General features: G+C 60.9%; 21 protein-coding genes. 10 read left to right on the top strand and 11 right to left on the bottom strand.

Annotated features, from left to right (window positions below; translation table 11 throughout):
* The first annotated feature begins 23 nt into the window (after nucleotides 1–23).
* Nucleotides 24–305: a hypothetical protein gene (locus BA011_RS14085; protein WP_065280928.1), complete on the top strand. Its 282-nt coding sequence runs from the start codon at nucleotides 24–26 to the stop codon at nucleotides 303–305.
* A 364-nt stretch (nucleotides 306–669) separates the two neighbouring features.
* On the opposite strand, the gene BA011_RS14075 is transcribed toward BA011_RS14085, so the two are convergent.
* The 3 genes from BA011_RS14075 to BA011_RS14065 form a co-directional block, all read right to left on the bottom strand.
* On the bottom strand, nucleotides 670–1,551 hold the full coding sequence (locus tag BA011_RS14075) for a Hint domain-containing protein (RefSeq protein WP_065280926.1): 882 nt from the start codon (nucleotides 1,549–1,551) through the stop codon (nucleotides 670–672).
* 309 nt (nucleotides 1,552–1,860) lie between these two features.
* On the bottom strand, nucleotides 1,861–2,364 hold the full coding sequence (locus tag BA011_RS14070; RefSeq protein WP_065280925.1) for a hypothetical protein: 504 nt from the start codon (nucleotides 2,362–2,364) through the stop codon (nucleotides 1,861–1,863).
* Nucleotides 2,365–2,425: 61 nt separating this feature from the next.
* On the bottom strand, nucleotides 2,426–3,430 hold the full coding sequence (locus BA011_RS14065; RefSeq protein ID WP_065280924.1) for a LysR family transcriptional regulator: 1,005 nt from the start codon (nucleotides 3,428–3,430) through the stop codon (nucleotides 2,426–2,428).
* Nucleotides 3,431–3,700: 270 nt separating this feature from the next.
* Here BA011_RS14065 and chvE point away from each other — a divergent pair, with 270 nt between their 5' ends.
* The 8 genes from chvE (at nucleotide 3,701) to BA011_RS14025 (ending at nucleotide 12,776) form a co-directional block, all read left to right on the top strand.
* On the top strand, nucleotides 3,701–4,765 hold the full coding sequence (gene chvE / locus BA011_RS14060; RefSeq protein ID WP_020051228.1) for a multiple monosaccharide ABC transporter substrate-binding protein: 1,065 nt from the start codon (nucleotides 3,701–3,703) through the stop codon (nucleotides 4,763–4,765).
* Between the two features lie 92 nt (nucleotides 4,766–4,857).
* Nucleotides 4,858–6,396 (top strand): multiple monosaccharide ABC transporter ATP-binding protein, encoded by a 1,539-nt coding sequence (gene mmsA / locus BA011_RS14055; protein ID WP_029872334.1) that lies wholly within the window; start codon nucleotides 4,858–4,860, stop codon nucleotides 6,394–6,396.
* Nucleotides 6,393–7,598 carry a multiple monosaccharide ABC transporter permease gene (mmsB, locus tag BA011_RS14050; RefSeq protein ID WP_020051226.1) on the top strand — a complete coding sequence of 402 codons (1,206 nt, stop codon included), beginning with the start codon at nucleotides 6,393–6,395 and terminating at the stop codon, nucleotides 7,596–7,598. The genes mmsA and mmsB overlap by 4 nt, the downstream gene beginning before the upstream one ends.
* A 118-nt stretch (nucleotides 7,599–7,716) precedes the next feature.
* Nucleotides 7,717–8,712: an AraD1 family protein gene (gene araD1 / locus BA011_RS14045; RefSeq protein ID WP_065280923.1), complete on the top strand. Its 996-nt coding sequence runs from the start codon at nucleotides 7,717–7,719 to the stop codon at nucleotides 8,710–8,712.
* Between the two features lie 68 nt (nucleotides 8,713–8,780).
* Entirely contained in the window at nucleotides 8,781–10,214 is a 1,434-nt protein-coding gene (locus tag BA011_RS14040; protein ID WP_047614342.1) for an aldehyde dehydrogenase family protein, read from the top strand.
* Between the two features lie 59 nt (nucleotides 10,215–10,273).
* Entirely contained in the window at nucleotides 10,274–12,013 is a 1,740-nt protein-coding gene (araD, locus tag BA011_RS14035; protein WP_062943599.1) for an L-arabinonate dehydratase, read from the top strand.
* A 113-nt stretch (nucleotides 12,014–12,126) separates the two neighbouring features.
* On the top strand, nucleotides 12,127–12,369 hold the full coding sequence (locus BA011_RS14030; protein WP_065280922.1) for a type II toxin-antitoxin system Phd/YefM family antitoxin: 243 nt from the start codon (nucleotides 12,127–12,129) through the stop codon (nucleotides 12,367–12,369).
* Entirely contained in the window at nucleotides 12,366–12,776 is a 411-nt protein-coding gene (locus BA011_RS14025; protein WP_017961599.1) for a type II toxin-antitoxin system VapC family toxin, read from the top strand. The genes BA011_RS14030 and BA011_RS14025 overlap by 4 nt, the downstream gene beginning before the upstream one ends.
* A 264-nt stretch (nucleotides 12,777–13,040) precedes the next feature.
* On the opposite strand, the gene BA011_RS14020 is transcribed toward BA011_RS14025, so the two are convergent.
* The 5 genes from BA011_RS14020 to BA011_RS44300 form a co-directional block, all read right to left on the bottom strand.
* Nucleotides 13,041–14,375 (bottom strand): ISNCY family transposase, encoded by a 1,335-nt coding sequence (locus tag BA011_RS14020; RefSeq protein ID WP_065279157.1) that lies wholly within the window; start codon nucleotides 14,373–14,375, stop codon nucleotides 13,041–13,043.
* Nucleotides 14,376–14,683: 308 nt separating this feature from the next.
* Nucleotides 14,684–15,508 carry a transglutaminase family protein gene (locus BA011_RS14015; protein WP_065280921.1) on the bottom strand — a complete coding sequence of 275 codons (825 nt, stop codon included), beginning with the start codon at nucleotides 15,506–15,508 and terminating at the stop codon, nucleotides 14,684–14,686.
* Nucleotides 15,509–15,520: 12 nt separating this feature from the next.
* Nucleotides 15,521–16,462 (bottom strand): alpha-E domain-containing protein, encoded by a 942-nt coding sequence (locus tag BA011_RS14010; RefSeq protein ID WP_065280920.1) that lies wholly within the window; start codon nucleotides 16,460–16,462, stop codon nucleotides 15,521–15,523.
* A complete protein-coding gene (locus BA011_RS14005) occupies nucleotides 16,462–17,871 on the bottom strand; it encodes a circularly permuted type 2 ATP-grasp protein (protein WP_017961596.1) in 1,410 nt (469 codons plus the stop codon). Before BA011_RS14005 ends, BA011_RS14010 begins: the two co-directional genes overlap by 1 nt.
* On the bottom strand, nucleotides 17,853–18,020 hold the full coding sequence (locus tag BA011_RS44300) for a hypothetical protein (protein ID WP_155248925.1): 168 nt from the start codon (nucleotides 18,018–18,020) through the stop codon (nucleotides 17,853–17,855). The genes BA011_RS14005 and BA011_RS44300 overlap by 19 nt, the downstream gene beginning before the upstream one ends.
* Before the next feature lie 219 nt (nucleotides 18,021–18,239).
* On the opposite strand from BA011_RS44300, the gene BA011_RS14000 reads away from it, so the two are divergent.
* Nucleotides 18,240–19,139 (top strand): DMT family transporter, encoded by a 900-nt coding sequence (locus BA011_RS14000; protein WP_065280919.1) that lies wholly within the window; start codon nucleotides 18,240–18,242, stop codon nucleotides 19,137–19,139.
* Between the two features lie 54 nt (nucleotides 19,140–19,193).
* Here BA011_RS14000 and BA011_RS13995 read toward each other — a convergent pair whose 3' ends face one another.
* The 3 genes from BA011_RS13995 to BA011_RS13985 all read right to left on the bottom strand — a co-directional run bounded on the left by BA011_RS13995 (nucleotide 19,194) and on the right by BA011_RS13985 (nucleotide 22,667).
* Entirely contained in the window at nucleotides 19,194–20,924 is a 1,731-nt protein-coding gene (locus BA011_RS13995; RefSeq protein WP_065280918.1) for a DEAD/DEAH box helicase, read from the bottom strand.
* A 246-nt stretch (nucleotides 20,925–21,170) separates the two neighbouring features.
* A complete protein-coding gene (locus BA011_RS13990) occupies nucleotides 21,171–22,286 on the bottom strand; it encodes a DNA alkylation repair protein (RefSeq protein WP_065280917.1) in 1,116 nt (371 codons plus the stop codon).
* A 72-nt stretch (nucleotides 22,287–22,358) separates the two neighbouring features.
* Nucleotides 22,359–22,667, bottom strand: a complete 309-nt coding sequence (locus tag BA011_RS13985) for a hypothetical protein (protein WP_003561784.1) — start codon at nucleotides 22,665–22,667, stop codon at nucleotides 22,359–22,361.
* Between the last annotated feature and the right edge of the window lie 86 nt (nucleotides 22,668–22,753).

The following is a 22,753-nucleotide window of genomic DNA, read 5'->3' as shown; positions in this document are numbered from 1 at the left end:
ACATATCCGACCGCGGGGTAAAGATGCAGCTGATCGATCCGAACCATCCGGCATACCGGCGCCTCTGGGTGCGAGTTGCCATCGTTGCCGTCTGCTTCGGCTGGGCCGTGGTCGAGTTCGTCACTGGCGATCCGTTCTGGGGCGTGCTCGCGGGCGGGGCGGGTGCCTATTCCTTCTATATATTGTTCTGGACCTTCAAGCCGCAGCCGCCGGCCACCGAGCCGGTCGTGCAGCCTGACGCCGAAGAAGAAGAAGGGCCTGCGGCGACCGCCGAAAAGCCTTCCAAGGACGGGCAGGCGGAATAATCAGCGGGCGATTCGCCGCAGCGCTTCGTCGCATTGTCGCGAAGGGCAGGGCAACACCGTCGGGGGTGATTGGCGCGGGCATGCTGGCCGGCGGTGCGGGTGTCTATTCCTTCTATATGCTGATCTGGCTATATGCTGATCTGGGCCTTCGATCCGAAGCCGCCGGAGACGGCGGCAGTCGTCACACCCGATGATGCAGACGGGGGACGAGCCGGCAGTTGATGAAGAGAAGAAGGCCGAACAATCGAAGCGCGCCGCGATCTTCCGATGCGCGCCACGCTTGATGTCTTTGTTTGATACGATCACAAAACCGACGCACGGCTTCACGTGCAGCCAGCCCGATCCCCGGCGCATTCCCGTCCTGTCAGAGTGACAGTTCCTTGGCTTGCGCGTCGATCTTTTCGCAGGCATTCCCGAATGGATCGTGCATCGGTACCAGCGGCGAAACGCCGAGCAGGAGAAGCGCTTTCAAATGTGACCAGCCACCTCCCAGCAACGGCGCGAAGGATGTCATCACGATGCGTTCCTTGCCATAGAGACGCTCGTACTCTGCAAAATTGCAGAAGTTCTCGTGATTGTTGTTCTTCAGATGGAAGGACTCGGTCTCAGCACCTTCGGCAAGGATAACTTCGTGCGTGTCGAGCATGACGGCATAGTACTCGATCGATCCGTCGGCGGCGGGAGTGACCGATGCAATCGTCTTGCCGTTCACGAGGTCCTTCACCTGGATCAGAATGCCGTTCAGGTAGAGCGCATGGCCAGGCGACAGATAGAGATCCGAATGGGGTGTTTGCCCGTCCAGTGCGTGGCGGGAAACCCGGATCGGCACGACGTCGTTGGGCCAGCGCGCGCCGCTCTTCTTGAAGCTTTGGCGGCCGACCCACTTTACCGGACGGGTGCTGCCGTCAGGAAGGGCAACGCGATCGCCGATGCTGAGAGTCTCGACAGGCTTCTCGCCGCAATCCGTGAGGATCGCCGTTCCCCGCAGGAAGCAATTTGGGCCGCTCCCGCTGCCGCCACCACCACCACTTCCGCCTGAGCCACCGCTCCCGCCCGAGCCTCCGCCTCTGCCTCCACCGGAGCCGCCCCGTCCCCAAAGCCGCCCCAGCGCGTTGGCCGGAGAGGTGGAAATTGCTGTGGCCAAGGCTGCCACGCCGGCAAAACGAGCACCGGCGGCTGCGGCTACACCTAGAAAATGTCTGCGCGCAGTGTTGCGTGGCAGCTTCGGATCTTCGGTAGATGACATGTCGGCGGTCTCCTGAAAACATTTGCACCGCCCTATGTTACAAGAGGTTGTATCGCATTCAATTTCGCTAAATAGCTACGGCCTACCAAAAAGGGAGTAGGCATGGTCTACTGGGGTCCCGAAATATGCTATTGCCGGTAGCAAAAAGCGGCAGACTTATCTGCTACCCGAGCGCGAAAGAATCCAACTGCGTGCCATGGGCACCGGGTGAAGCGTGGGAAAAACAGCCGATATAGAGTTCGCGAATCGAGCCGGAAACGGCGGCTCTTCCAAAGCCTCGGAACCTTTGCCTGCGTTTACGAGAAAGCTTCAGCTGTGCGGCAGGCGGCGCATTGCCTCGTCGATCAGTAGATTGGCGATCATCATGCGCCTGTTGGCATTGTCGCGGAAAGGCTCTGCGACTCCATCAGGATGATTGGCCTTGGCAAAGGCGCGCCGCTTCTCGTTCAGCGTCTGTTGGGTATCGGCGGCAGCGATCGCCAGTTCTGCAGCAATCTCTTCCGGAGCGATGCGGGCGAGATGGTCCGGCATGACGGGCTCGGGTGGAGGCGCAGTCGCCGGTTCCTCTGCGATCGCGGCGGCAGCATCAAGATCCAGATTGTCGAAATAGGCCTGGCCGACGCGTTGCGAGGCGGCCGAGACGCCTTCCATGACATCGAGGGCCATGACATCGAGGGCCATGACATCGAACGCAAGCCCGGTGCCGAGGCCGGGCACCCGATGGGCCGCGCGCGCCTCGGCGTCTTCGTCCGTCTCGTCCTCCGCCTTCAGTCGCTCGAGGACTGATTGAAATACCGACTGTCCGAACAGCATGCGCTCCCTTTCGACGCGTGCATTAAAAGAGAGCAAGATGGCGCAGGGCTTGCGGGTGTCCTCAGCCGGCCTGCTTGCGGCTCTCCTCGATGATGATGTCGTAGAGCAGCCTTGCACTCGGCGGCAGCGCCCGTTCCCTGGCCGTGATCATGCTGTAGGGCTTGACGTTGATGTCGAAATCGATCGGCAGCATGCGCACATCAGAGGCATTCGAGCCCTGGCTGGCAAGGAACTGGGCGACGTCGACGGCGACGGGAGCAATCGCATCGGTTTCGCAGATGATGGCGCAGGTCAGAAGCAGCGAGGAGGTGTTGACGATGTTCTCCGGCAACGCCACGCCGCGCGACAGGAAGACGTCCTCGATCGTGCGGCGCAGCAGCGTGCCGGGCGGCTGGAACACCCAGTCGTAATCCCTGACGTCGGCGAGGCCGCTCGTCTTCTGCTTCATAAGCGGATGGCTGCTGCGCACGATCAGGCAGGCCCGCTCGATGCCGATCTCCGTCACCTCGAACAGGCGCGGATTGAGATCATCGGGAATGCGGCCGATGATGAAGTCATGGCGGGCGGCGAGCAGCTCGCGGGCAAGCACGTTGCTTGTCTCCACCTGGATGTTGATCTCGATGCCGGGATAGGCCTTGCGCACCTTGTTGATTGCCGGAACGACGAGGCTCATGGCCGGCGCCGTCACCGCGCCGATGAAGACCGAGCCGCCTTTGCCGCTTTTCAATTCACCGATCTCGCGGCTCGCCTCGCGCAGCTCCAGGAGGATCTTCCGAGCCCTGCGGGCAAGCGCTGCACCGAAGGTCGTCAGCACCACGCCGCGGGCCACCCGCTCATAGAGCGACGTCTTGGTAATCGATTCCATTTCGGACAACATGCGCGATGCGGCGGGCTGCGAAATGTTCAGAACGTCGGCTGCGGCGGAAATCTGTCCGCTATCTTCGATTGCGACGATCATGCGCAGGTGATTCAGCTTAAGTCCTGCACGTAAAAGGCTGTCATCGCCGAAATTATCGCTGTGGATATCGACGTGATCCATTGAAAATGGCTCGGAAACAATCGTCATGGTTGCAACCTCCTCACTGCGCTCCATCAAAAGTAATACTTTTTAACGATATACCAAAATTGTTATGCATATTACCACTTATTCTATTTGACAGTTATAGGAATCCATACCAGTTTGCCGCCGTGTGCTGGTTGGCACTCAACACGTGTGAGATCGTGGAGGAGACCTACTTCGTTTCTCACCATCTGAAGTAACTATCCAATACGGAACCTGCCACAGTTTCGGGGCGGGCGATTTTTCGTCCGCCGTCTATTAACAAGGGAGAGAGAAATGAAATCCATTATCTCATTGATGGCTGCGGCCGCCTTCGGCGTCGCTTCGTTCGTTATGCCTGCCATGGCGCAGGACAAGGGGCTTGTCGGTATCGCAATGCCGACGAAGTCTTCGGCTCGCTGGATCGACGACGGCAACAACATCGTCAAGCAGCTCGAGGCCGCCGGCTACAAGACCGACCTGCAGTATGCTGACGACGATATTCCGAACCAGCTTTCGCAGATCGAAAACATGGTCACCAAGGGTGCCAAGGTTCTCGTCATCGCTTCGATCGACGGCACGACGCTTTCCGACGTTCTCCAGAAGGCTCATGACGCCAACATCAAGGTCATCGCCTATGACCGTCTGATCCGCGACTCGGCCAACGTCGACTACTATGCGACGTTCGACAATTTCCAGGTCGGCGTTCTGCAGGCTGGCTCCATCGTTGACGCCCTCGGCCTCAAGGATGGCAAGGGCCCGTTCAACATCGAACTGTTCGGCGGCTCGCCGGACGACAACAACGCCTTCTTCTTCTATGATGGCGCAATGTCCGTCCTGCAGCCCTACATCGACAGCGGCAAGCTCGTCGTGAAGTCCGGCCAGACCGGCATGGACAAGGTCGGCACGCTGCGTTGGGACGCTGCAACGGCCCAAGCCCGCATGGACAACCTGCTTTCGGCCAACTACACCGACGCCAAGGTCGATGCGGTCCTGTCTCCCTATGACGGTCTGTCGATCGGCATCATCTCGTCGCTGAAGGGCGTCGGCTATGGCACTCCGGACCAGCCGCTCCCGGTTGTTTCCGGTCAGGACGCCGAAGTTCCGTCGGTCAAGTCGATCATTGCTGGCGAACAGCACTCGACGGTCTTCAAGGACACCCGCGAACTCGCCAAGGTCACTGTTGCCATGGTCGATGCGGTCATGTCCGGCAAGGAGCCCGAGGTCAACGATACGAAGACCTACGATAACGGCGTCAAGATCGTTCCGTCCTATCTGCTGAAGCCGGTTGCTGTCGACAAGACCAACTACAAGCAGATCCTCGTCGACGGCGGTTACTACACCGAAGACAAGCTGAAGTAATGAGAGGGACCGGAACCCGTGCTTGCGGGTTCCGGTCTTCGATTTTATGATCGCCCGGCCGCTCGACGGCCGGAGGCGCTGGAACTTTGACTATGGACAATACCATCCTCGAAATGCGGAGCATCACCAAGACGTTCCCGGGCGTCAAGGCGCTGGAGAATGTGAACCTCAAGGTTCGCCAGGGTGAGATCCACGCGTTGGTAGGCGAAAACGGGGCCGGTAAATCGACCCTGATGAAAGTGCTATCGGGCGTCTATCCGACAGGAAGCTATGAAGGCGACATCGTCTATGAAGGCGAGACGCGCAACTTCAAGGTCCTGAAGGATTCCGAAGAAATCGGCATCGTCATCATCCACCAGGAGCTGGCGCTCGTGCCGCTGCTGTCGATCGGCGAAAACATCTTCCTCGGCAACGAGAATGCCAAGAACGGCGTCATCAGCTGGGAAGAGACGTTCAACCGCACGAAGAAGCTGCTCACCAAGGTGGGCCTGCGCGAATCTCCAAACACGCTGGTCACCGATATCGGCGTCGGCAAGCAGCAACTCGTCGAGATCGCCAAGGCGCTGTCGAAGAGCGTCAAGCTGCTCATCCTCGACGAGCCGACCGCTTCGCTCAATGAGAAGGACTCGGACGCACTGCTCAATCTGCTGATCGAGTTCCGCAATCAGGGCATCACTTCGATCATCATTTCCCACAAGCTGAACGAGATCCGTAAGGTCGCCGACCAGATCACTGTCCTGCGCGATGGCATGACCGTCAAGACGCTCGACTGTCACACGGACGAGATCAGCGAAGACATCATCATCAAGAACATGGTGGGCCGAGATCTGGCCGACCGTTATCCGCCGCGCTCCGTGCCGATCGGCGAGACGATCTTCGAAGTGAAGAACTGGAACGCCTATCACCAACAGCACCGCGACCGCCAAGTGCTGCACGACATCAACGTCAACGTCCGCAAGGGCGAGGTCGTCGGCATTGCCGGTCTCATGGGCGCCGGCCGCACCGAATTCGCCATGAGCGTTTTCGGCAAATCCTATGGCCACAAAGTCAGCGGCGAGGTCTTCGTCAATGGCAAGGCTGTCGATGTCAGCACTGTGCGCAAGGCGATCGACGCCGGTCTTGCCTATGTCACCGAGGACCGCAAGCAACTCGGTCTCGTGCTCAGCGACAGCATCCTGCACAATACGACGCTTGCCAACCTCAATGGGATTTCGAGCAATAGCGTCATCGACGACATCAAGGAGATGAGGGTCGCGACCGATTACCGGTCGAAGCTGCGCATCCGCTCCTCTGGCGTCTTCCAGGAAACGGTCAATCTTTCGGGCGGCAACCAGCAGAAGGTCGTGCTCTCGAAGTGGCTGTTTTCCGATCCCGATATTTTGATCCTCGACGAGCCGACCCGCGGCATCGACGTTGGCGCAAAGTACGAAATCTATACTATCATCAACCAGCTTGCCGCCGATGGAAAGGGCGTTCTGATGATCTCATCGGAAATGCCCGAACTGCTTGGCACATGTGACCGCATCTACGTGATGAACGAAGGACGCATCGTCGCGGAATTGCCGAAGGGAGAAGCAAGCCAGGAAACTATCATGCGCGCTATCATGCGCTCAGGGGAGAAGAGACAATGACGCCGGTCAACCCGACAACCGAGCACAGCAACGTCGTTTCCGTTGCCGATTATATCCGCGGCAATATTCGTGAATACGGCATGCTCATCGCACTCGTCGCGATCATGGTGTTCTTCCAGTTCTATACCGGCGGCATTCTCTTCAAGCCGGTCAACCTGACGAACCTTGTTCTGCAGAACTCCTTCATCGTCATCATGGCGCTCGGCATGCTGCTTGTCATCGTCGCCGGCCATATCGACCTGTCGGTGGGCTCGATCGTCGCCTTCGTCGGTGCGCTCGCGGCAATCTTCACCGTGTCATGGGGCATGAACTTCTGGCTTGCCGGCCTGATCTGCCTGATCGTGGGCGGCATCATCGGCGCGGCGCAGGGCTATTTCATTGCCTATCACCGCATCCCGTCGTTCATCGTGACGCTTGCCGGCATGCTTGTTTTCCGCGGCCTGACGCTGACGGTTCTGAACGGCAAGAACATCGGTCCGTTCCCGAAGGAGTTCCAGGTTATCAGCACCGGCTTCCTGCCGGGCGGCATGATCGACATTGCCGGCACACCGGTGCAGTCGACCTCGCTGATCCTCACCGTGATCCTGCCTGTCATCCTCTTCTATCTCGCCTGGCGCCGCCGCAAGGTGAACGAAGACCACGGGATCGATGTCGAGCCGATGGGTTTCTTCATCGTCCAGAATCTGGTCGTTTCGCTCGCCATCCTGTGGATCGGCTATCTGCTCTCTACCTATAAGGGCTTGCCGAACGTTCTCGTCGTCATGCTGGTGCTGATTGCGATCTATGCCTTCATCACCCGCCGGACGACGATCGGCCGTCGCATCTATGCCATGGGCGGCAATTCGAAGGCGACCAAGCTTTCAGGCATCAATACCGAGCGGCTGAGCTTCTACACCTTCGTCAATATGGGTGTGCTTGCAGGTCTTGCCGGCATGATCATCGCCCTTCGTCTGAACTCGGCAACACCGAAGGCCGGCGTCGGTTTCGAACTCGACGTCATTGCGGCCTGCTTCATCGGCGGCGCCTCGGCGTCCGGCGGCGTCGGCAAGATCACCGGTGCGGTCATCGGCGCGTTCATCATGGGCGTCATGAATAACGGTATGTCGATCGTCGGGCTCGGCATCGACTTCCAGCAGATGGTGAAGGGCCTCGTGCTTCTCGCCGCAGTGTTCTTCGACGTTTACAACAAGAACAAGGGCTGAGCGCCTCAAGGCGCCAGTCAGGCATTCGCAGTCCTATGAATGATGGATTTCGGCTCCTGATGGAGCCGGACAGGCGGAGCTTTTTCCTGTCTTCGCCGAAACGAGAAGGATCGAAGACGTGCTTATTTCACAGATCAAGGGTGCAAACGGAGAGATCATCGTCGCCGTGCGTGAGCAGGGCGGCGCTGCAAGGTCGGTCAAGAACGCCGTCAGCGTCTATGCGCTGGCGATGGAAGCCGCAGACGGCGGCAAGTCTCTTGCCTCGACCATCGAAGCGTATGGCTACGGCGATGCCGTCGATCTTGAGAAGGCCTATGCGGAAGGCCGTTTCCTTCCGCCGATCACCCATCCAGATGCCGCGCACCTGCATCTGACCGGCACCGGCCTGACGCATCTGGGGTCGGCGGCAACGCGCGATTCCATGCACAAGAAGACCACCGAAGCCGCCGAGGAAACCCTGACGGACTCGATGAAGATGTTCAAGATGGGCATCGAGAACGGCAAGCCGAAATCAGGCGAAAAGGGCGTCCAGCCCGAATGGTTCTACAAGGGCAACGGCTACGGAGCCGCAGCCCCCGGCGCGCCGCTCATCTCGCCCTCCTTCGCGCTCGACGGCGGCGAGGAGCCGGAGATGGCCGGCATCTACGTGATCGCCAAGGACGGCTCGCCGTTCCGCATCGGCTTTGCGCTGTCGAACGAATTTTCCGATCACGTCACCGAGCGAATCAACTATCTCTATCTCGCCCACTCGAAGCTGCGCCCGGCAAGCTTCGGTCCGGAAATCCGCGTCGGCGCGGCGCCGGAGGATATTCGCGGCACCTCGCGCATCAAGCGCGGCGACAAGGTGATCTTCGAAAAGCCGTTCCTATCAGGCGAGGCGAACATGTCGCACACCTTCGCCAATCTGGAGTATCACCATTTCAAATATGGCCTCTTCCGTGCTCCGGGCGATGTGCATGTCCATATGTTCGGCACGGCGACCCTTTCCTTTGCCGACGGCGTCAAGACCGAAGAGGGCGATGTCTTCGAGATCGAAGTTGCCGAATTCGGCCTGGCGCTCCGCAACCCGCTGAAGGTGGCCGCCGAGGAAGAGATCGCCGTCAGGCAGCTCTGAATTCAAGACCGGCTGCATTCGGCGGCCGGATCTTTGCTCGTAAACGGTAAAGGAGGCTTGTTAAGCCCATGACCATTTATCAAAACCTGATTGCCGGCGAATGGGTCGGCTCGAACGCGACGAAGAACATCAACCCGTCGGATACGAATGAGGTCGTCGGCCTCTATGCCGACGGCAGCGCTGATGACACGAGAAACGCCATTGCCGCCGCCAAGGCCGCCTTCCCAGCCTGGTCGCGCTCCGGCATCTGGGAGCGCCACGTCATCCTGAAGAAGACGGGCGACGAGATCATGGCGCGCAAGGACGAACTGGGCGCGCTGCTTGCCCGCGAAGAAGGCAAGACGCTGCCGGAAGCCACCGGTGAGGTTATCCGCGCTTCGCAGATTTTCGAATTCTTCGCCGGCGAGGCACTGCGGCTGGCCGGTGAGGTCCTTCCGTCGGTTCGCCCGAATATCGGCGTCGAGATCACCCGGGAGGCGCTCGGCGTCATCGGCATCATCACGCCGTGGAACTTCCCGATCGCGATTCCCGCCTGGAAGATCGCGCCGGCGCTCTGCTACGGCAACACCATCGTCTTCAAGCCGGCCGAACTGGTGCCCGCCTGTTCCTGGGCGATCGTCGATATTCTCAACCGCGCCGGCCTGCCGAAGGGCGTGCTGAACCTCGTCATGGGCAAGGGCTCTGTCGTCGGCCAGGCCATGCTCGAAAGCCCCGACGTTCACGGCATCACGTTTACCGGTTCCACCGGCACCGGCAGGCGCGTCGCCGCCGCCTCTATCGAGCATAACCGCAAGTTCCAGCTGGAAATGGGCGGCAAGAACCCGATGGTCGTGCTCGACGATGCCGATCTCAACGTCGCCGTCGAGGCCGCCGCCAATTCCGGCTTCTTCTCGACCGGCCAGCGCTGCACCGCCTCCTCGCGCCTGATCGTCACCGAAGGCATTCACGACAAGTTCGTCGCAGCACTCACCGACAAGCTGAAGACGCTCGTCGTCGACAACGCGCTGAAGGCCGGCACCCATATCGGCCCTGTCGTCGATGAGCGGCAGCTCAAGACCGATACCGACTATATCGAGATCGGCAAGTCGGAAGGCGCCAAGCTCGCCTTCGGCGGCGAGGTGATCTCGCGCGACACGCCCGGCTTCTACCTGCAGCCGACGCTGTTTACCGAAGCGACCAACCAGATGCGCATTTCGCGCGAGGAGATCTTCGGGCCTGTGGTGTCGGTGATCCGGGCGAAGGATTACGATGAGGCGCTTGCCATCGCTAACGACACGCCGTTCGGGCTCTCCGCCGGCATCGCCACGACCAGCCTGAAGCATGCCACGCACTTCAAGCGCAATTCCGAGGCCGGCATGGTGATGGTCAACCTGCCGACGGCAGGCGTCGATTTTCACGTGCCGTTCGGCGGCCGCAAGGGCTCGTCCTACGGCCCGCGCGAGCAGGGCAAGTACGCCGCCGAATTCTACACAACCGTCAAGACCGCCTACACCCTGGCTTGAGACAGTGCGATACCCGGGCCGTACGGGGCGGTCCGGCGATATCCTGAAGGATAGAGACTATGAAAAAGAAAGCGGAATGGCCGCGCAGGCTGAGGTCGCAGGAATGGTACGGCGGTACGAGCCGCGACGTGATCTATCATCGCGGCTGGCTTAAGAACCAGGGTTATCCGCACGACCTGTTCGACGGCCGGCCGGTGATCGGCATCCTCAACACCTGGTCGGATATGACCCCGTGCAACGGGCATCTCAGAGAACTCGCCGAGAAGGTGAAGGCGGGCGTATGGGAGGCCGGCGGCTTCCCGCTTGAGGTGCCGGTGTTCTCGGCATCTGAAAACACGTTCCGCCCGACCGCGATGATGTACCGCAATCTTGCCGCGCTGGCGGTGGAAGAGGCGATCCGCGGCCAGCCGATGGATGGCTGCGTATTGTTGGTCGGCTGCGACAAGACCACGCCATCGCTTATCATGGGGGCGGCCTCCTGCGACCTGCCTTCGATCGTCGTCACAGGCGGACCGATGCTGAACGGCTATTTCCGTGGTGAACGCGTCGGATCGGGCACGCATCTGTGGAAGTTTTCCGAAATGGTGAAGGCCGGCGAGATGACGCAGGCCGAATTCCTCGAGGCGGAAGCCTCGATGAGCCGTTCGTCGGGCACCTGCAACACCATGGGCACCGCTTCCACCATGGCTTCCATGGCCGAGGCGCTCGGCATGGCGCTCTCCGGCAATGCTGCGATCCCGGGCGTCGATTCCCGCCGCAAGGTCATGGCGCAGCTGACCGGCCGGCGTATCGTGCAGATGGTCAAGGACGACCTGAAGCCCTCCGAGATCATGACGAAGCAAGCCTTCGAGAATGCCATCCGCACCAACGCGGCCATCGGCGGATCGACCAATGCCGTCATCCACCTGCTCGCCATCGCCGGCCGTGTCGGCATCGATCTTTCGCTTGATGACTGGGACCGCTGCGGCCGTGATGTCCCGACCATCGTCAACCTGATGCCGTCGGGCAAGTACCTGATGGAGGAGTTCTTCTATGCCGGCGGCCTGCCTGTCGTGCTGAAGCGCCTCGGCGAGGCGGGCCTCCTGCACAAGGATGCGCTGACGGTATCCGGCGAAACCGTCTGGGACGAGGTCAAGGACGTCGTCAACTGGAACGAAGACGTTATCCTGCCGGCCGAAAAGGCGCTGACAGCTTCGGGCGGCATCGTCGTGCTGCGTGGCAACCTCGCGCCGAAGGGCGCGGTGTTGAAGCCTTCGGCGGCGTCGCCGCATCTGCTGGTGCACAAGGGCAGGGCTGTTGTCTTCGAGGACATCGACGACTACAAGGCCAAGATCAACGACGACAGCCTCGACATCGACGAAACCTGCATCATGGTCATGAAGAACTGTGGGCCGAAGGGCTATCCCGGTATGGCCGAGGTCGGCAATATGGGGCTGCCGCCGAAGGTGCTGAAGAAGGGCATCCTCGATATGGTGCGCATTTCCGACGCCCGCATGTCCGGAACGGCCTACGGTACCGTCGTCCTGCACACCTCGCCGGAAGCGGCAGTCGGCGGGCCGCTGGCGGTCGTGAAAAACGGCGACATGATCGAGCTGGATGTGCCGAACCGTCGCCTGCATCTCGACATTTCCGAGGAGGAACTGGCACGGCGGCTCGCCGAATGGCAGCCGAACCATGATCTGCCCACATCCGGCTATGCCTTCCTGCATCAGCAGCATGTCGAAGGGGCAGATACTGGCGCCGACCTCGACTTCCTCAAGGGATGTCGCGGAAATGCGGTCGGCAAGGACAGCCACTAGCGCGGCTCAATCCATAACGAGAAAAAGGCGGGGCATGACCCCGCCTTTTTCTTTGCACTTGTTGAATACGGAAATGGCTCTATATTCCGTATAGATGTACAGGAGATATAGTCATGTCCAAGATGGTCGGTGCGGCGGAGTTCAAGGCGAAATGCCTGAACCTTATCGATCAGATGGGGAAGGACGACGAATCAATCGTCATCACCAAGCGCGGCAGGCCAGTTGCCGTGCTTTCGCCGGTACATGATACCAGCGGACGCAGGAGTGTTATCGGCGCGATGAAGGGCAGCGTATTGCGTTATGACGATCCGCTGTCTCCGGCTGCTGAAGCGGAAGATTGGGACGCCGTTCGTTGATCGTCATCGACACACATATCCTCGTCTGGGCAATGCAGGACGATGCGCGCCTCGGTTCACAAGCCCGGCGCATCATCGACGAGATGACGGAGAAAAGCCAGATTCTGGTTTCGGCGATTACACCTTGGGAAATCGCGTTGCTTGTGCAGAAGGGACGCCTGGCGCTCGGCGACGATGTCGGTCGATGGATCGATAGCGCATTGTCTCTGCCCGGTATCCAGCTCGCACCGATTGAGCCTCCCATCGCAATAGACAGCGTTCGGCTGCCTGGCGAGTTTCATGCCGATCCCGCCGACCGCATCATCGCTGCCACAGCCCGCTTTCATCGCGTCCCGTTACTTACGGCCGACCAGGCGATCCTCAGCTACGGCGCGCGCGGACACCTCCAGGTTCTTGCAGCGGGATAGGCTTTGGGTGGGGCCGAAATACACCAAGCGTCGCCGCAGACAAGCTTGCGCCTGCGGCCTTAAAATTGAGTTAGCTAGTTTCCGTCCATAAACGCTGGTTTTCTTGAGCTTGCAGCGCACTTGGGTTCCGCTTGGTGGCCGCTTTGAAGCCATGCGGTGTGGCTCATGGGTGCTAATTGCGGCGGCCAGGATTTCTGGTGGACATGCGCGCATTGGCAACTGCCGGCGTCACGCCGGTCCGGTTTTGGCTGGCGACATGGGATGTCAGGTCGGCCTGAGGCGGGCGAAGAGGGCGAGATTGTATGCGACCACCGAGGACCAGACATAAGCCTTGAAGTGGTCGAGCCCACGCCAGGTGCAGCGCCCCAAGCCGTAGGCGCGTTTGAGGCAGGAGATGCCGGCCTCGATGCCGGCGCGGAAGTTGCGCAGCTTGCGATAGACCCAGCGGCTCTTGACCATGTCTTCGATCCTGAGGCCGCACTTCTTGTGGAAGGCCATGTCGCAGATGCCCCAGGCTTTGGCTCGGCTCAAATTATCGCGGCTGGCATAGCCGCCGTCGGCCGCCGCCTGACGCGGCGCCTCGCCCCAGATGCCGATGTGGCGTTCCAGCATCGGCAGCAAGCGCTCGCTGTCGGCCGGGTTGCCGGTTTCGACGACGAGGTCGAGGATCAGCCCGCTTGTGCCGGTGGTCAAATTGATCTTATGGCCATACTCGACGTCGCGGCTGCCTTTGACGATGATGTCGGCATGCGGCTCGAACAAACTGACCAGCTTGTCGCCAGCCGGCACCGCCTCGCCGGCCAGGACCCGCCGCTCGGTCTGGGCGATGATCCGTTCGATCAGCGGCTTATAGTGGCGGAGTTGGGCCTGCCAGAGTTCGACCGCCGGGCCCGCCGCCAAGGGCAGTTGCGCCGCCGCCTGTTCGAGATAGCTCAAGGTGGTGCGCGTGATCCTGAGCAGCGCGCGATAGTGCTGAACTCGTTTCGGACGACCGCGGGTAAATTGGATCGCCCGGGATCGCTTCTTCGCCGCGCGGCAGTGATCGTGCCATGAGATGGCGCTGCCCAAGGAAGCCGCCTGCTGCAACAGCCGCACCATCACCCGCACGCAGTCCCACAAAAGACTACTGTCGCTCGGTTCGTGCATCAGCGCCGAAGTGACGGTGCTGTCGATGCGCACGACCTTGCCGCGTTCCACCTTGTCCTGCCGGGCGCTCGTCAACAGCACGCGATTGATCGCTTCAAAGGTCCCGGCCCGGATCGCGCTGATCGTCTTGTGCAAGACCGACTTCTTCGGGTTCCACCCCCACGGCAGCCGGGCAAAGGCCCGGAACGAGGCGGAATCTTCCAGATGAAAGGCCAACTCCTCATAACTCAACTGACGGTGTTGTTTGAGCAGGGCGCAACGCAGCACGGCCTCCGCCGGCAGGCCCTCGCGGCCGGTCTCCTTGACGCCGTGGCGGCGCAGGTCCTGCGCTACCAGCCCGAGCAGATCACGATGCTCATCCAGCCATTGCGACATGGCTTTCAGCTCGCGGCCGATCTCGTGTTCGGCGAAAAGATCGAATATATTGGCTTGGACGGTGCGTTCTTGGCGCATTGTCGGCTCCGGCGGTTGCGGGTTTGTCTTTAGAATCAATGGCTTGATCTAAAGTATACCTGAAACCGCCGGGCTTTGCCCGTCGCAATATCGCTATTCCTCCAATAATTTCAGTGGTTTACCGTTTGTGGACGGGCACTAGCTAGTGACAAACCGCAGTTATGGCGTGCGCCGCGTGCCAGAAGCAGGCGGAATTTCGGCACCGTCGGTCTCTATATTCAAGTCCAACATGTTTGGTTCGCGACGACCTCGGCAGCTAATCTATCGGCCCGACCGCAGGGCGCGGTAAAGCTGTCTTTATGCTCCGCTCAGCTCTGGCTCTGGCTTTGCATCTGTCCGCCGTCCTCGACCTTCACGGTGACCGAGAGCGTTTCGCCCGGCGTACCGATGCGCATACCTGAAATCGGCGCGGCATCGCGATAGCAGAGACCGGAGGCGACTCTGATGTAGCGAGCATCCGGGCAGATCTCATTGGCGGGATCGAAGCCGACCCAGCCGAGGCCGGGAATATGGGCCTCGGCCCAGGCATGGGTCGCAGCCTGTTCGATCTTTTCCTCCATCATCAGATAACCGGAGATGTAACGCGCCGGCACCTGCAGCGCGCGGGCGGCGGCAATGAAGATGTGCGCGTGGTCCTGGCAGACGCCGCTCTTCCTCTCCAGCGCCTGTTCGGCCGTCGTCTCGGTGTTGCTGGTGCCGGGCTTATAATCGACCGTCTCATGGATCGCCGCCATCAGCGCATGCATGCGGGCAAGCTCATTGTCACCGCTGACGCCCTTGATCAGTTCCTTCACCAGCTTGCCGCCCTTGGTCAGCGGCGTGTCGCGCAGGAAGAGCCAAAGCGGGCAGAAGCCGGTATGCGGACCGGTGACGCCGTTATTGTCCTCGGTCTCGACTTCGCCTTCGGCCAGGATGCGCGTTACATCCTGCTCGCCTTCCAGCGAGACCAGATTGACATGATTGCCGTACTGGTCGTCATATTCTACTTCCGGCGTGGCACCTTCGACTTTCAGAGACCAGCCGAGCACTTTCTGAGCTGATGTCGTCGGTGGCGTCAACCGCAGCCGTTGCAGCGAGAATTGCGCCGGTTCGTCATAGCGGTATTCGGTGAGGTGGCTGATCTTCAGTCTCATATTGTTATCCGCTTATACATAGAACCGGTAGCCGTCGGAAATTTCCGCGCCGAGCTTGTTGTTGCGCGCGACGAAATCCTCCAGGAACTCGTGCAGCCCCTGATCCATGATATCCCGGATCGCCCTTGTCTGCAGCGTAGTGCGGATTGAATCCGCGGTATCGTGGGCAGGGAGCCGCGCCTCGTAATCCTGGGCGAGATAGCCGAGATTGCTGACGATCTTCTCGTAGCAATAGGCAAGCGAGCGCGGCATCTGGACATTGAGGGTCAGGAAGTCGGCGATGTTCATGGCCCGGTATTCGCCGTCATAGGCCCAGCTATAGGCGCGGTGCGCGGAGACCGAGCGCAGGATCGATTCCCACTGCACGTTGTCGAGGGAGGAGCCGACGGCCGAGACCGAGGGCAGCAGCACGTAATATTTAACGTCGAGGATGCGGCTGGTATTGTCGGCCCGCTCGATGAAGGTACCGATGCGGGCAAAATTATAGAGCTCGTTGCGCAGTGTCGAGCCATGGAAGGCGCCGCGGATGAGGCCGGCGCGGCGCTTGATGACGTCGATCACCTCTGGCATTTCGGCCGCCTTGACGCGCTTTTCGAGCAGCGACTTCAAGTCGATCCAGCATTCGTTGGTCGCTTCCCAGGTCTCCCGCGTCAGCGCCGTGCGCACCATGCGGGCATTGTTGCGGCCGGAATCGATGCAAGACATGACGCTCGACGGATTGGTGCGATCGCGCAGGAGATAGTCGATCGCGTCGGCGTTGGTCAGCTTGTTGTGGCCTTCGTCATAAGCCTCGCGCACGCCCGCACTTTGCAGCACGCCATCCCAATTGTCATCGCCGGTGCTGCTGCGGGTCAGCGACATGCGCAGCCCGGCATCGATCAGGCGGGCTATATTTTCGGCGCGCTCGATGTAACGAAACATCCAGTAGAGGCCGTTTGCTGTTCTTCCGAGCATCAGTCCTCCAATACCCAAGTGTCTTTGGTGCCGCCGCCCTGGCTGGAATTGACCACCAGCGAGCCCTGCTTCAGCGCTACGCGGGTGAGCCCGCCCGGAATGATCTGTACCTTGTCGGATACAAGCACATAGGGGCGAAGGTCGACATGGCGCGGCGCAATACCCTTGTTGACGAGGATCGGCACGGTGGAGAGCGACAGCGTCGGCTGGGCGATGTAATTGTTCGGCTTGGCCTTCAGCTTTTCGGCGAAATCGGCGCGCTCCTTCTTCGATGCCGTCGGGCCGACCAGCATGCCGTAACCGCCGGAGCCGTGCACCTCCTTGACGACGAGGTCTTCCAGATGCTCCAGCACATATTTCAGGCTGTCAGCTTCCGAACAGCGCCAGGTCGGCACGTTTTCGAGCAGCGCCTTGCGGCCGGTATAGAATTCGACGATCTCGGGCATATAGGAGTAGATCGCCTTGTCGTCGCAAATGCCGGTGCCCGGCGCATTGGCGATGGTGATGTTGCCGGAGCGGTAAACATCCATGATGCCGGGAATGCCGAGCGCGGAATCGGACCGGAAGGTCAGGGGATCGAGGAAGTCGTCGTCGACGCGGCGGTAGAGCACGTCGATCGCTTCGTAACCGCGTGTCGTCCTCATCTTCACCTTGCCGTCGATGACGCGCAGATCCGCGCCCTCGACCAGTTCGACGCCCATCATGTCGGCGAGGAACGAATGCTCGTAATAGGCGGAATTGTAGATGCCCGGCGTCAGCACGGCGACACGCGGTTTGCCCTTGCAGCCGGGAGGGGCGAGTGAGGCGAGGCTTTGACGCAGCAGATAGGGATAATCCTCGACACGCTGCACCTTGTTCTCGTGAAAGAGCTCAGGGAACATCTGCATCATGGTTTCCCGGTTTTCCAGCATGTAGCTGACGCCGGAGGGTGTGCGGGCATTATCCTCCAGTACGTAAAACTGGTCTTCGCCGGTGCGCACGATGTCGGTGCCGACGATGTGGGTATAGACGCCGCCGGGTGGCCGGAAGCCGATCATTTCGGGGATGAAGGTGACGTTGTTCTCGATCAGCTCGCGCGGAACGCGGCCGGCGCGGATGATCTCCTGCTTATGATAGATATCGTCGAGAAAGGCATTAAGCGCGATCACCCGCTGCTCGATGCCTTGGGCGAGCTTGCGCCATTCGCGAGCGGAGATGATGCGGGGAATAATGTCGAAGGGGATGAGTTTTTCGGAACTGTCGGCATGGCCGTAGACCGCGAAGGTGATGCCGGTCTTCCGGAAGATGTTTTCCGCATCGCGGGACTTGGCAATCAGATGCGCCCGGTCTTGGCTGTTGTACCACTCGAAGTATTTGTCGTAAGGCGGGCGAGGGCTTTCGTCCCCGGTAATCATTTCATCAAATGCCAAAAGCGCGGCTCCCCTTTTTGTTCATTTGAATACAACGCAAATGGCAATGCAAGAACCATGCGCAGTTCGGGGAAAAGATTTTGCGCTGCGGGAAACGGGTGAAAATCTGGGCATTTAAAGTGATGCGCTGCGGCATGGCGGATATTCATCCAAGGTGTCTGCGCAAAATCTGAGCATGTGACCGTTTTTCGTTCCGTCAAGGCGATCGAATTTGGTCATGCGTGCGAGGCTCGCCGCCCCCTGCAGAACCGCCATCCGGTCTCTGCATCAGTGAAATTTCAAATAAGCATCAACGCTTCGCTTTTGACTACAGCCGCCGGGTGGGGCTATCAGCACGGCGAACCCTCTTCTGTCGAGCCGCTCGCCCCATGTCCCTCGATCGCCTTGCTCCCGCCGTTTTCGTCCTGCTCTGGTCTACGGGCTGGGTGGTGGCGAAATATGCCTCGCTGCATTCCGAGCCCTTCACCTTTCTTTCGATACGCTACGCGCTGTCGGCGGCGGCCTTCCTGGCGCTCTGCCTTGTGGTGCGGGCGCAATGGCCCAGCCGGGCGACGGCGCTGCGCGCCATCTATTCCGGCTTCTTCCTGCATGGTTTCTATCTCGCCGGTCTCTGGTGGGCGATCGCCAATGGCGTGCCGGCCGGCATATCGGGTATTATCGCGGCGCTGCAGCCACTGTTGACGGCAATGGCAGCTCCCTTCCTCATCGGCGAGCGGCTGCAGCAGACACAGAAACTCGGCCTTGCCCTCGGCTTCATCGGCATTGCCATCGCCATTTCGCCGAAGCTGCTCGATCCGGCGACCGCCGATCTCACGCATGCCGCCCTGCCGCTGGCGATCAACCTCGTCGCCATGGCGTCCGTCACCTACGGCACGCTCTATCAGAAGAAACACCTGCAATCCGGCGACCTCAGAACCATCGCGACTTTGCAATATATCGGCGCGCTGATCCTCACCCTGCCGCTTTCGCTGATCTTCGAGCACCAGCATTTCGACGGCGCCGCGCAGGCCTATGGCGCGCTGGCCTGGTCGGTCTTCGGCCTGTCGATGGGCGGCGTCGGACTGCTGCTCTATCTGATCCGCCGGGGTCAGGTGTCACGCGCCGCCTCGCTGATCTACCTGATGCCGCCGGCGGTTGCTCTCGAAGCCTTCATCGCCTTCGGGGAACCGCTGACCCTGCCGCTGATCGTCGGCACCGTGGTCGTCGTGACAGGCGTCTATCTGACGAACCGCAGGGCGTTCGGCGAGCATAGGCCCGCGGAGGCGTGATAATAAAAAGGCCGGAGATATCCCCGGCCTTTCTGCTTTTCAGTCGTTCAATGATCAGGCGCGTTCGCGGCGCTGGCCGCCGTTGCGGGAGCCGGAGCCACCGCGACGGTTGCCACTGTTGCCGTCGCGGCGCGGTTCGCCGGCCTGGGCTTGCTGCGGGCCGCGGTCCTCGCCGTGCTTGCGGGCCGGGCGGCCGTGGGCATGGCGGCTGTTGCCGCGGTGATGACCGCTCGGCTCACCATTGGCATGGGCGCCGTGATGGGCCGGACGCTGCGGCTTTGCAGAGGCGCGGAAATCGGAGGTCGAGGCCAGATCGTTGTCGGGGCCGAGATCCGGCGTCGTTTCACCGCGGCGCTGACCGCGGAAATCCTCGTTGCGGCTGGTCGGGCGCTCCGGACGCGGACGACGCTCCTCGCCGCCGGCGCGGACTTCGCTGCCTTCACCTTCGCGGCGCGGGCGGCGTTCCTGACGGTTGCCGCGATGCTCGGAGCGATTCTGGTCGCCACGGCCTTCGCCACGACCCTGACCTTCGCGACCCTGGCCGCCATTGCGATTGCGGTTGTTGCCGTTGCCGTTGGCGCGACGGGGTCCGCCGCTGATGTTTGCCGGCGCTTCGCCGCTTGCGACAGTGATGTCGATGCCCATCAGGCGCTCGATATCACGCAGCAGCTTGGCTTCATCAGGAGCGCAGAAAGCGATGGCGATGCCGTCGCGGCCGGCACGCGCCGTGCGGCCGATGCGATGCACATAGGCGTCAGGCACTTCAGGCAGGTCGTAGTTGTAGACGTGGCTGACGGCCGGAATGTCGATGCCGCGGGCGGCGACGTCGGTGGCGATCAGCGTCTTGATGCTGCCGTCGCGGAAGGCCTTCAGCGCCCGCTCGCGCTGACCCTGGCTCTTGTTGCCGTGGATCGAGGCGACGGAATAGCCGATGTTTTCGAGATGCTTCATCAGCTTCTCGGCACCGTGCTTGGTGCGCAGGAAGACCATGGCGCGGCCATCGGGGTTTTCGGTCAGCGACTTGCGGAGCAGCTCCGTCTTGTCGTTCTTGCCGGCGACGAAATGGACGTACTGCTCGACCTTGTCGGCAGCCTTACCTGGAGGCGTGACTTCAACCTTGACGGGATCGACGAGATATTCGCCGGCAAGATCGGCGATCGCCTTCGGCATGGTCGCCGAGAACAGCATGGTCTGGCGCTTTTTCGGCACCATCTTGGCGATCTTGCGCAGATCGTGGACGAAACCAAGGTCGAGCATCTGGTCGGCTTCGTCGAGCACGAGATAGCGAACCGCAGTCAGCGTGATCGCGCGGCGATTGATGAGATCGAGCAAGCGGCCGGGCGTGGCGACGAGAATGTCGGTGCCCTTTTCAAGCTGAAGCTGCTGCTTGTTGATCGAGACGCCGCCGACGACGACATTGATGCGCAGCGACGACTTGCGGATGAACTTCTTCAGGCTCTCGGCGATCTGGTTCACCAGTTCGCGGGTCGGCGCAAGGATCAGCGTGCGCGTCGTGCGGTTGTCGGGGCGCCGTTCGTCGGCAAGCAGTTTTTCGATGAGCGGCAGGCCGAAAGCGGCCGTCTTGCCGGTGCCGGTCTGTGCAAGGCCGATCAGGTCGCGGCCTTCGAGGAGGAGGGGAATGGCATGTTCCTGGATCGGCGTCGGCGTTTCGATGCCGAGCTGGAACAAAGTAGCGACGATCGGCTTGGAGACACCAAGCGATTCAAAATTAGTCAAGGTATAACCTTTCGGGGCGCCACAATGACTATCGCCGGAACGCACCATGCGATCCGGTTTCATTCTGGCGTCAAGAACCCCGCGTGAAGTGGGAACTTGTGAGTTGGAAAAAGCTTTCCAGCGCTTCTGGCCGCTCATGGGAGTGCGGCGCTCTATCGAAATGCGCTTTTGTCCCTTCTTCCTGCATCTGTATTTTTCAGCAGGGGCACGCTCACGCGGCGGCCGGAAGGGTGAAAGCTGACCCGCATTTGGGCTAGTTCGCGTGGAAAGTCAAGTGCGGTGCACAAGAAAGCCTCAGCCTTGGTCAGGTGAGGGCATGACGAGGACGAAGCTTTGCGATGCGGTCTCCGTGCCGTTGACGAGGATGGCGATGCGATGTTCGCCTGGATAATAGCGCCGCGTCGTGATCGGCCGCATGGCGTGGCGACGCTCAACTGTATGGCTTTGCCCCGGAGCGAGCATTATCGCCTTGCACTTGAACACCTTGGGTGAGAGCGAACCGTCGCTCTTCACATGGTGAACGGCGTAGTCGATCATCAGCGACTGCGCTCGCTCGCCTGCATTCGTCACCCGGATTTCGAAATCCAGCCCTTCGCCGAACATCACCTCAGCATTCCGGAGCCGCAGTTCGCATTCGAGCGAAGTGGTGGCGGCGAAGCCGAAATTGGCGAGTGCCTGCGCATGGCCTTTCTTCAGAAGCGTGCGCGAGGCATGTTTCAGCAGCCAACGGCGTTCGGGGGAGGCGCCGTCGATATGGCCGGCGATGAAGGCGGCGACCAGATCCGGGTGATCCTTGGCGACGTCGTTCAGGCTGTTGGCCACGGATCGGCGCACATAATCCTCCGGATCATCCATCAGCTCGATCAAGATGGGCAGGATTGGCGCCGGATCCTTGACGAGCTGCGGCAGGCGCATCGCCCAGGGCAGGCGCGGCCGGGTTCCCTCGCTCGCCAGCCGGCGCACATGCTGGTCGGGATCGTCGAGCCAGCCGGAAATGATCGCCAGCGCGCGCTGCTGGTCGCGGTGGATAAAGGGGCGGATGCCGAATTCGGCGGTGAAATGCGGCGTCAGCGCCTTCAGGAGATCGAGGCCGAGATCGAAATGATCAAGGCCGCGTGCAGCGATGAACTGGTTGACCGGCAGCAGCATCCAGCCGGAGAGCCCTGGTCTGCCGGCAGCGGGCAGGCTTGCCGTCAGAATGGCTGCGGCCTCTCGGAAATCACCAGGGAGCGTGGCAAATAGCGCGTCGCGGATCAGGGTCGAGCGCTCCATCAGCTCCAGCGCGGTGAGGCCCTCGGTCGCCAGCGTCACGAAGCCGTTTTTATCGAAAGTTGGCGCGTTGCCGGCAATGCGATCGGCCATATCGCCGACCAATGCCTCATGCAGCAGGTTCTTGAGCGGTTCCGGCATGCTGGCCCTCCCTTTGTGCGAGGATTGGACCGGCGCCGCCGGGAGGTCAAGCGGCGCCGGATGCGGTTTTCGCTATCGCTGGCAGACTTTGACGCGATAGGGATTGCCCCAATCGTCGTGCAACCATTCGAAGTGGCAATAGTCCGGCCGGTAATAGGTCCGGTAAACGGGGTAGGGGCGGTAAGCGGGATAGGCCGGATAGACCGGGTAGGCGGGACGGGCTGCCTCCGACAGCAGGGCGCCGCCGACGACGCCGGCGGCAAGGCCGCCCCAGAAGGCATCGCGTGGACGGGCATCGGCGGTGGTGGCGGTGGCGAGCGAGGCGCCGGCAAAGGTCAGCGCGATCAGGCCCGTCGCCATGGTCTTATGAAGAACGGACATGGTATTTTCCTTTCATGGGCATGGCTTCCATAAAGCCATGCCGCAGACTCGGCCCGGATCGCGGCAGCGCAATGGCCGTGCAAGCG

It is taken from the genome of Rhizobium leguminosarum (assembly GCF_001679785.1).
In the GTDB taxonomy this organism is placed as follows: Bacteria; Pseudomonadota; Alphaproteobacteria; order Rhizobiales; family Rhizobiaceae; genus Rhizobium; species Rhizobium leguminosarum_R.
This window is presented reverse-complemented; position numbering and strand designations above follow the sequence as displayed.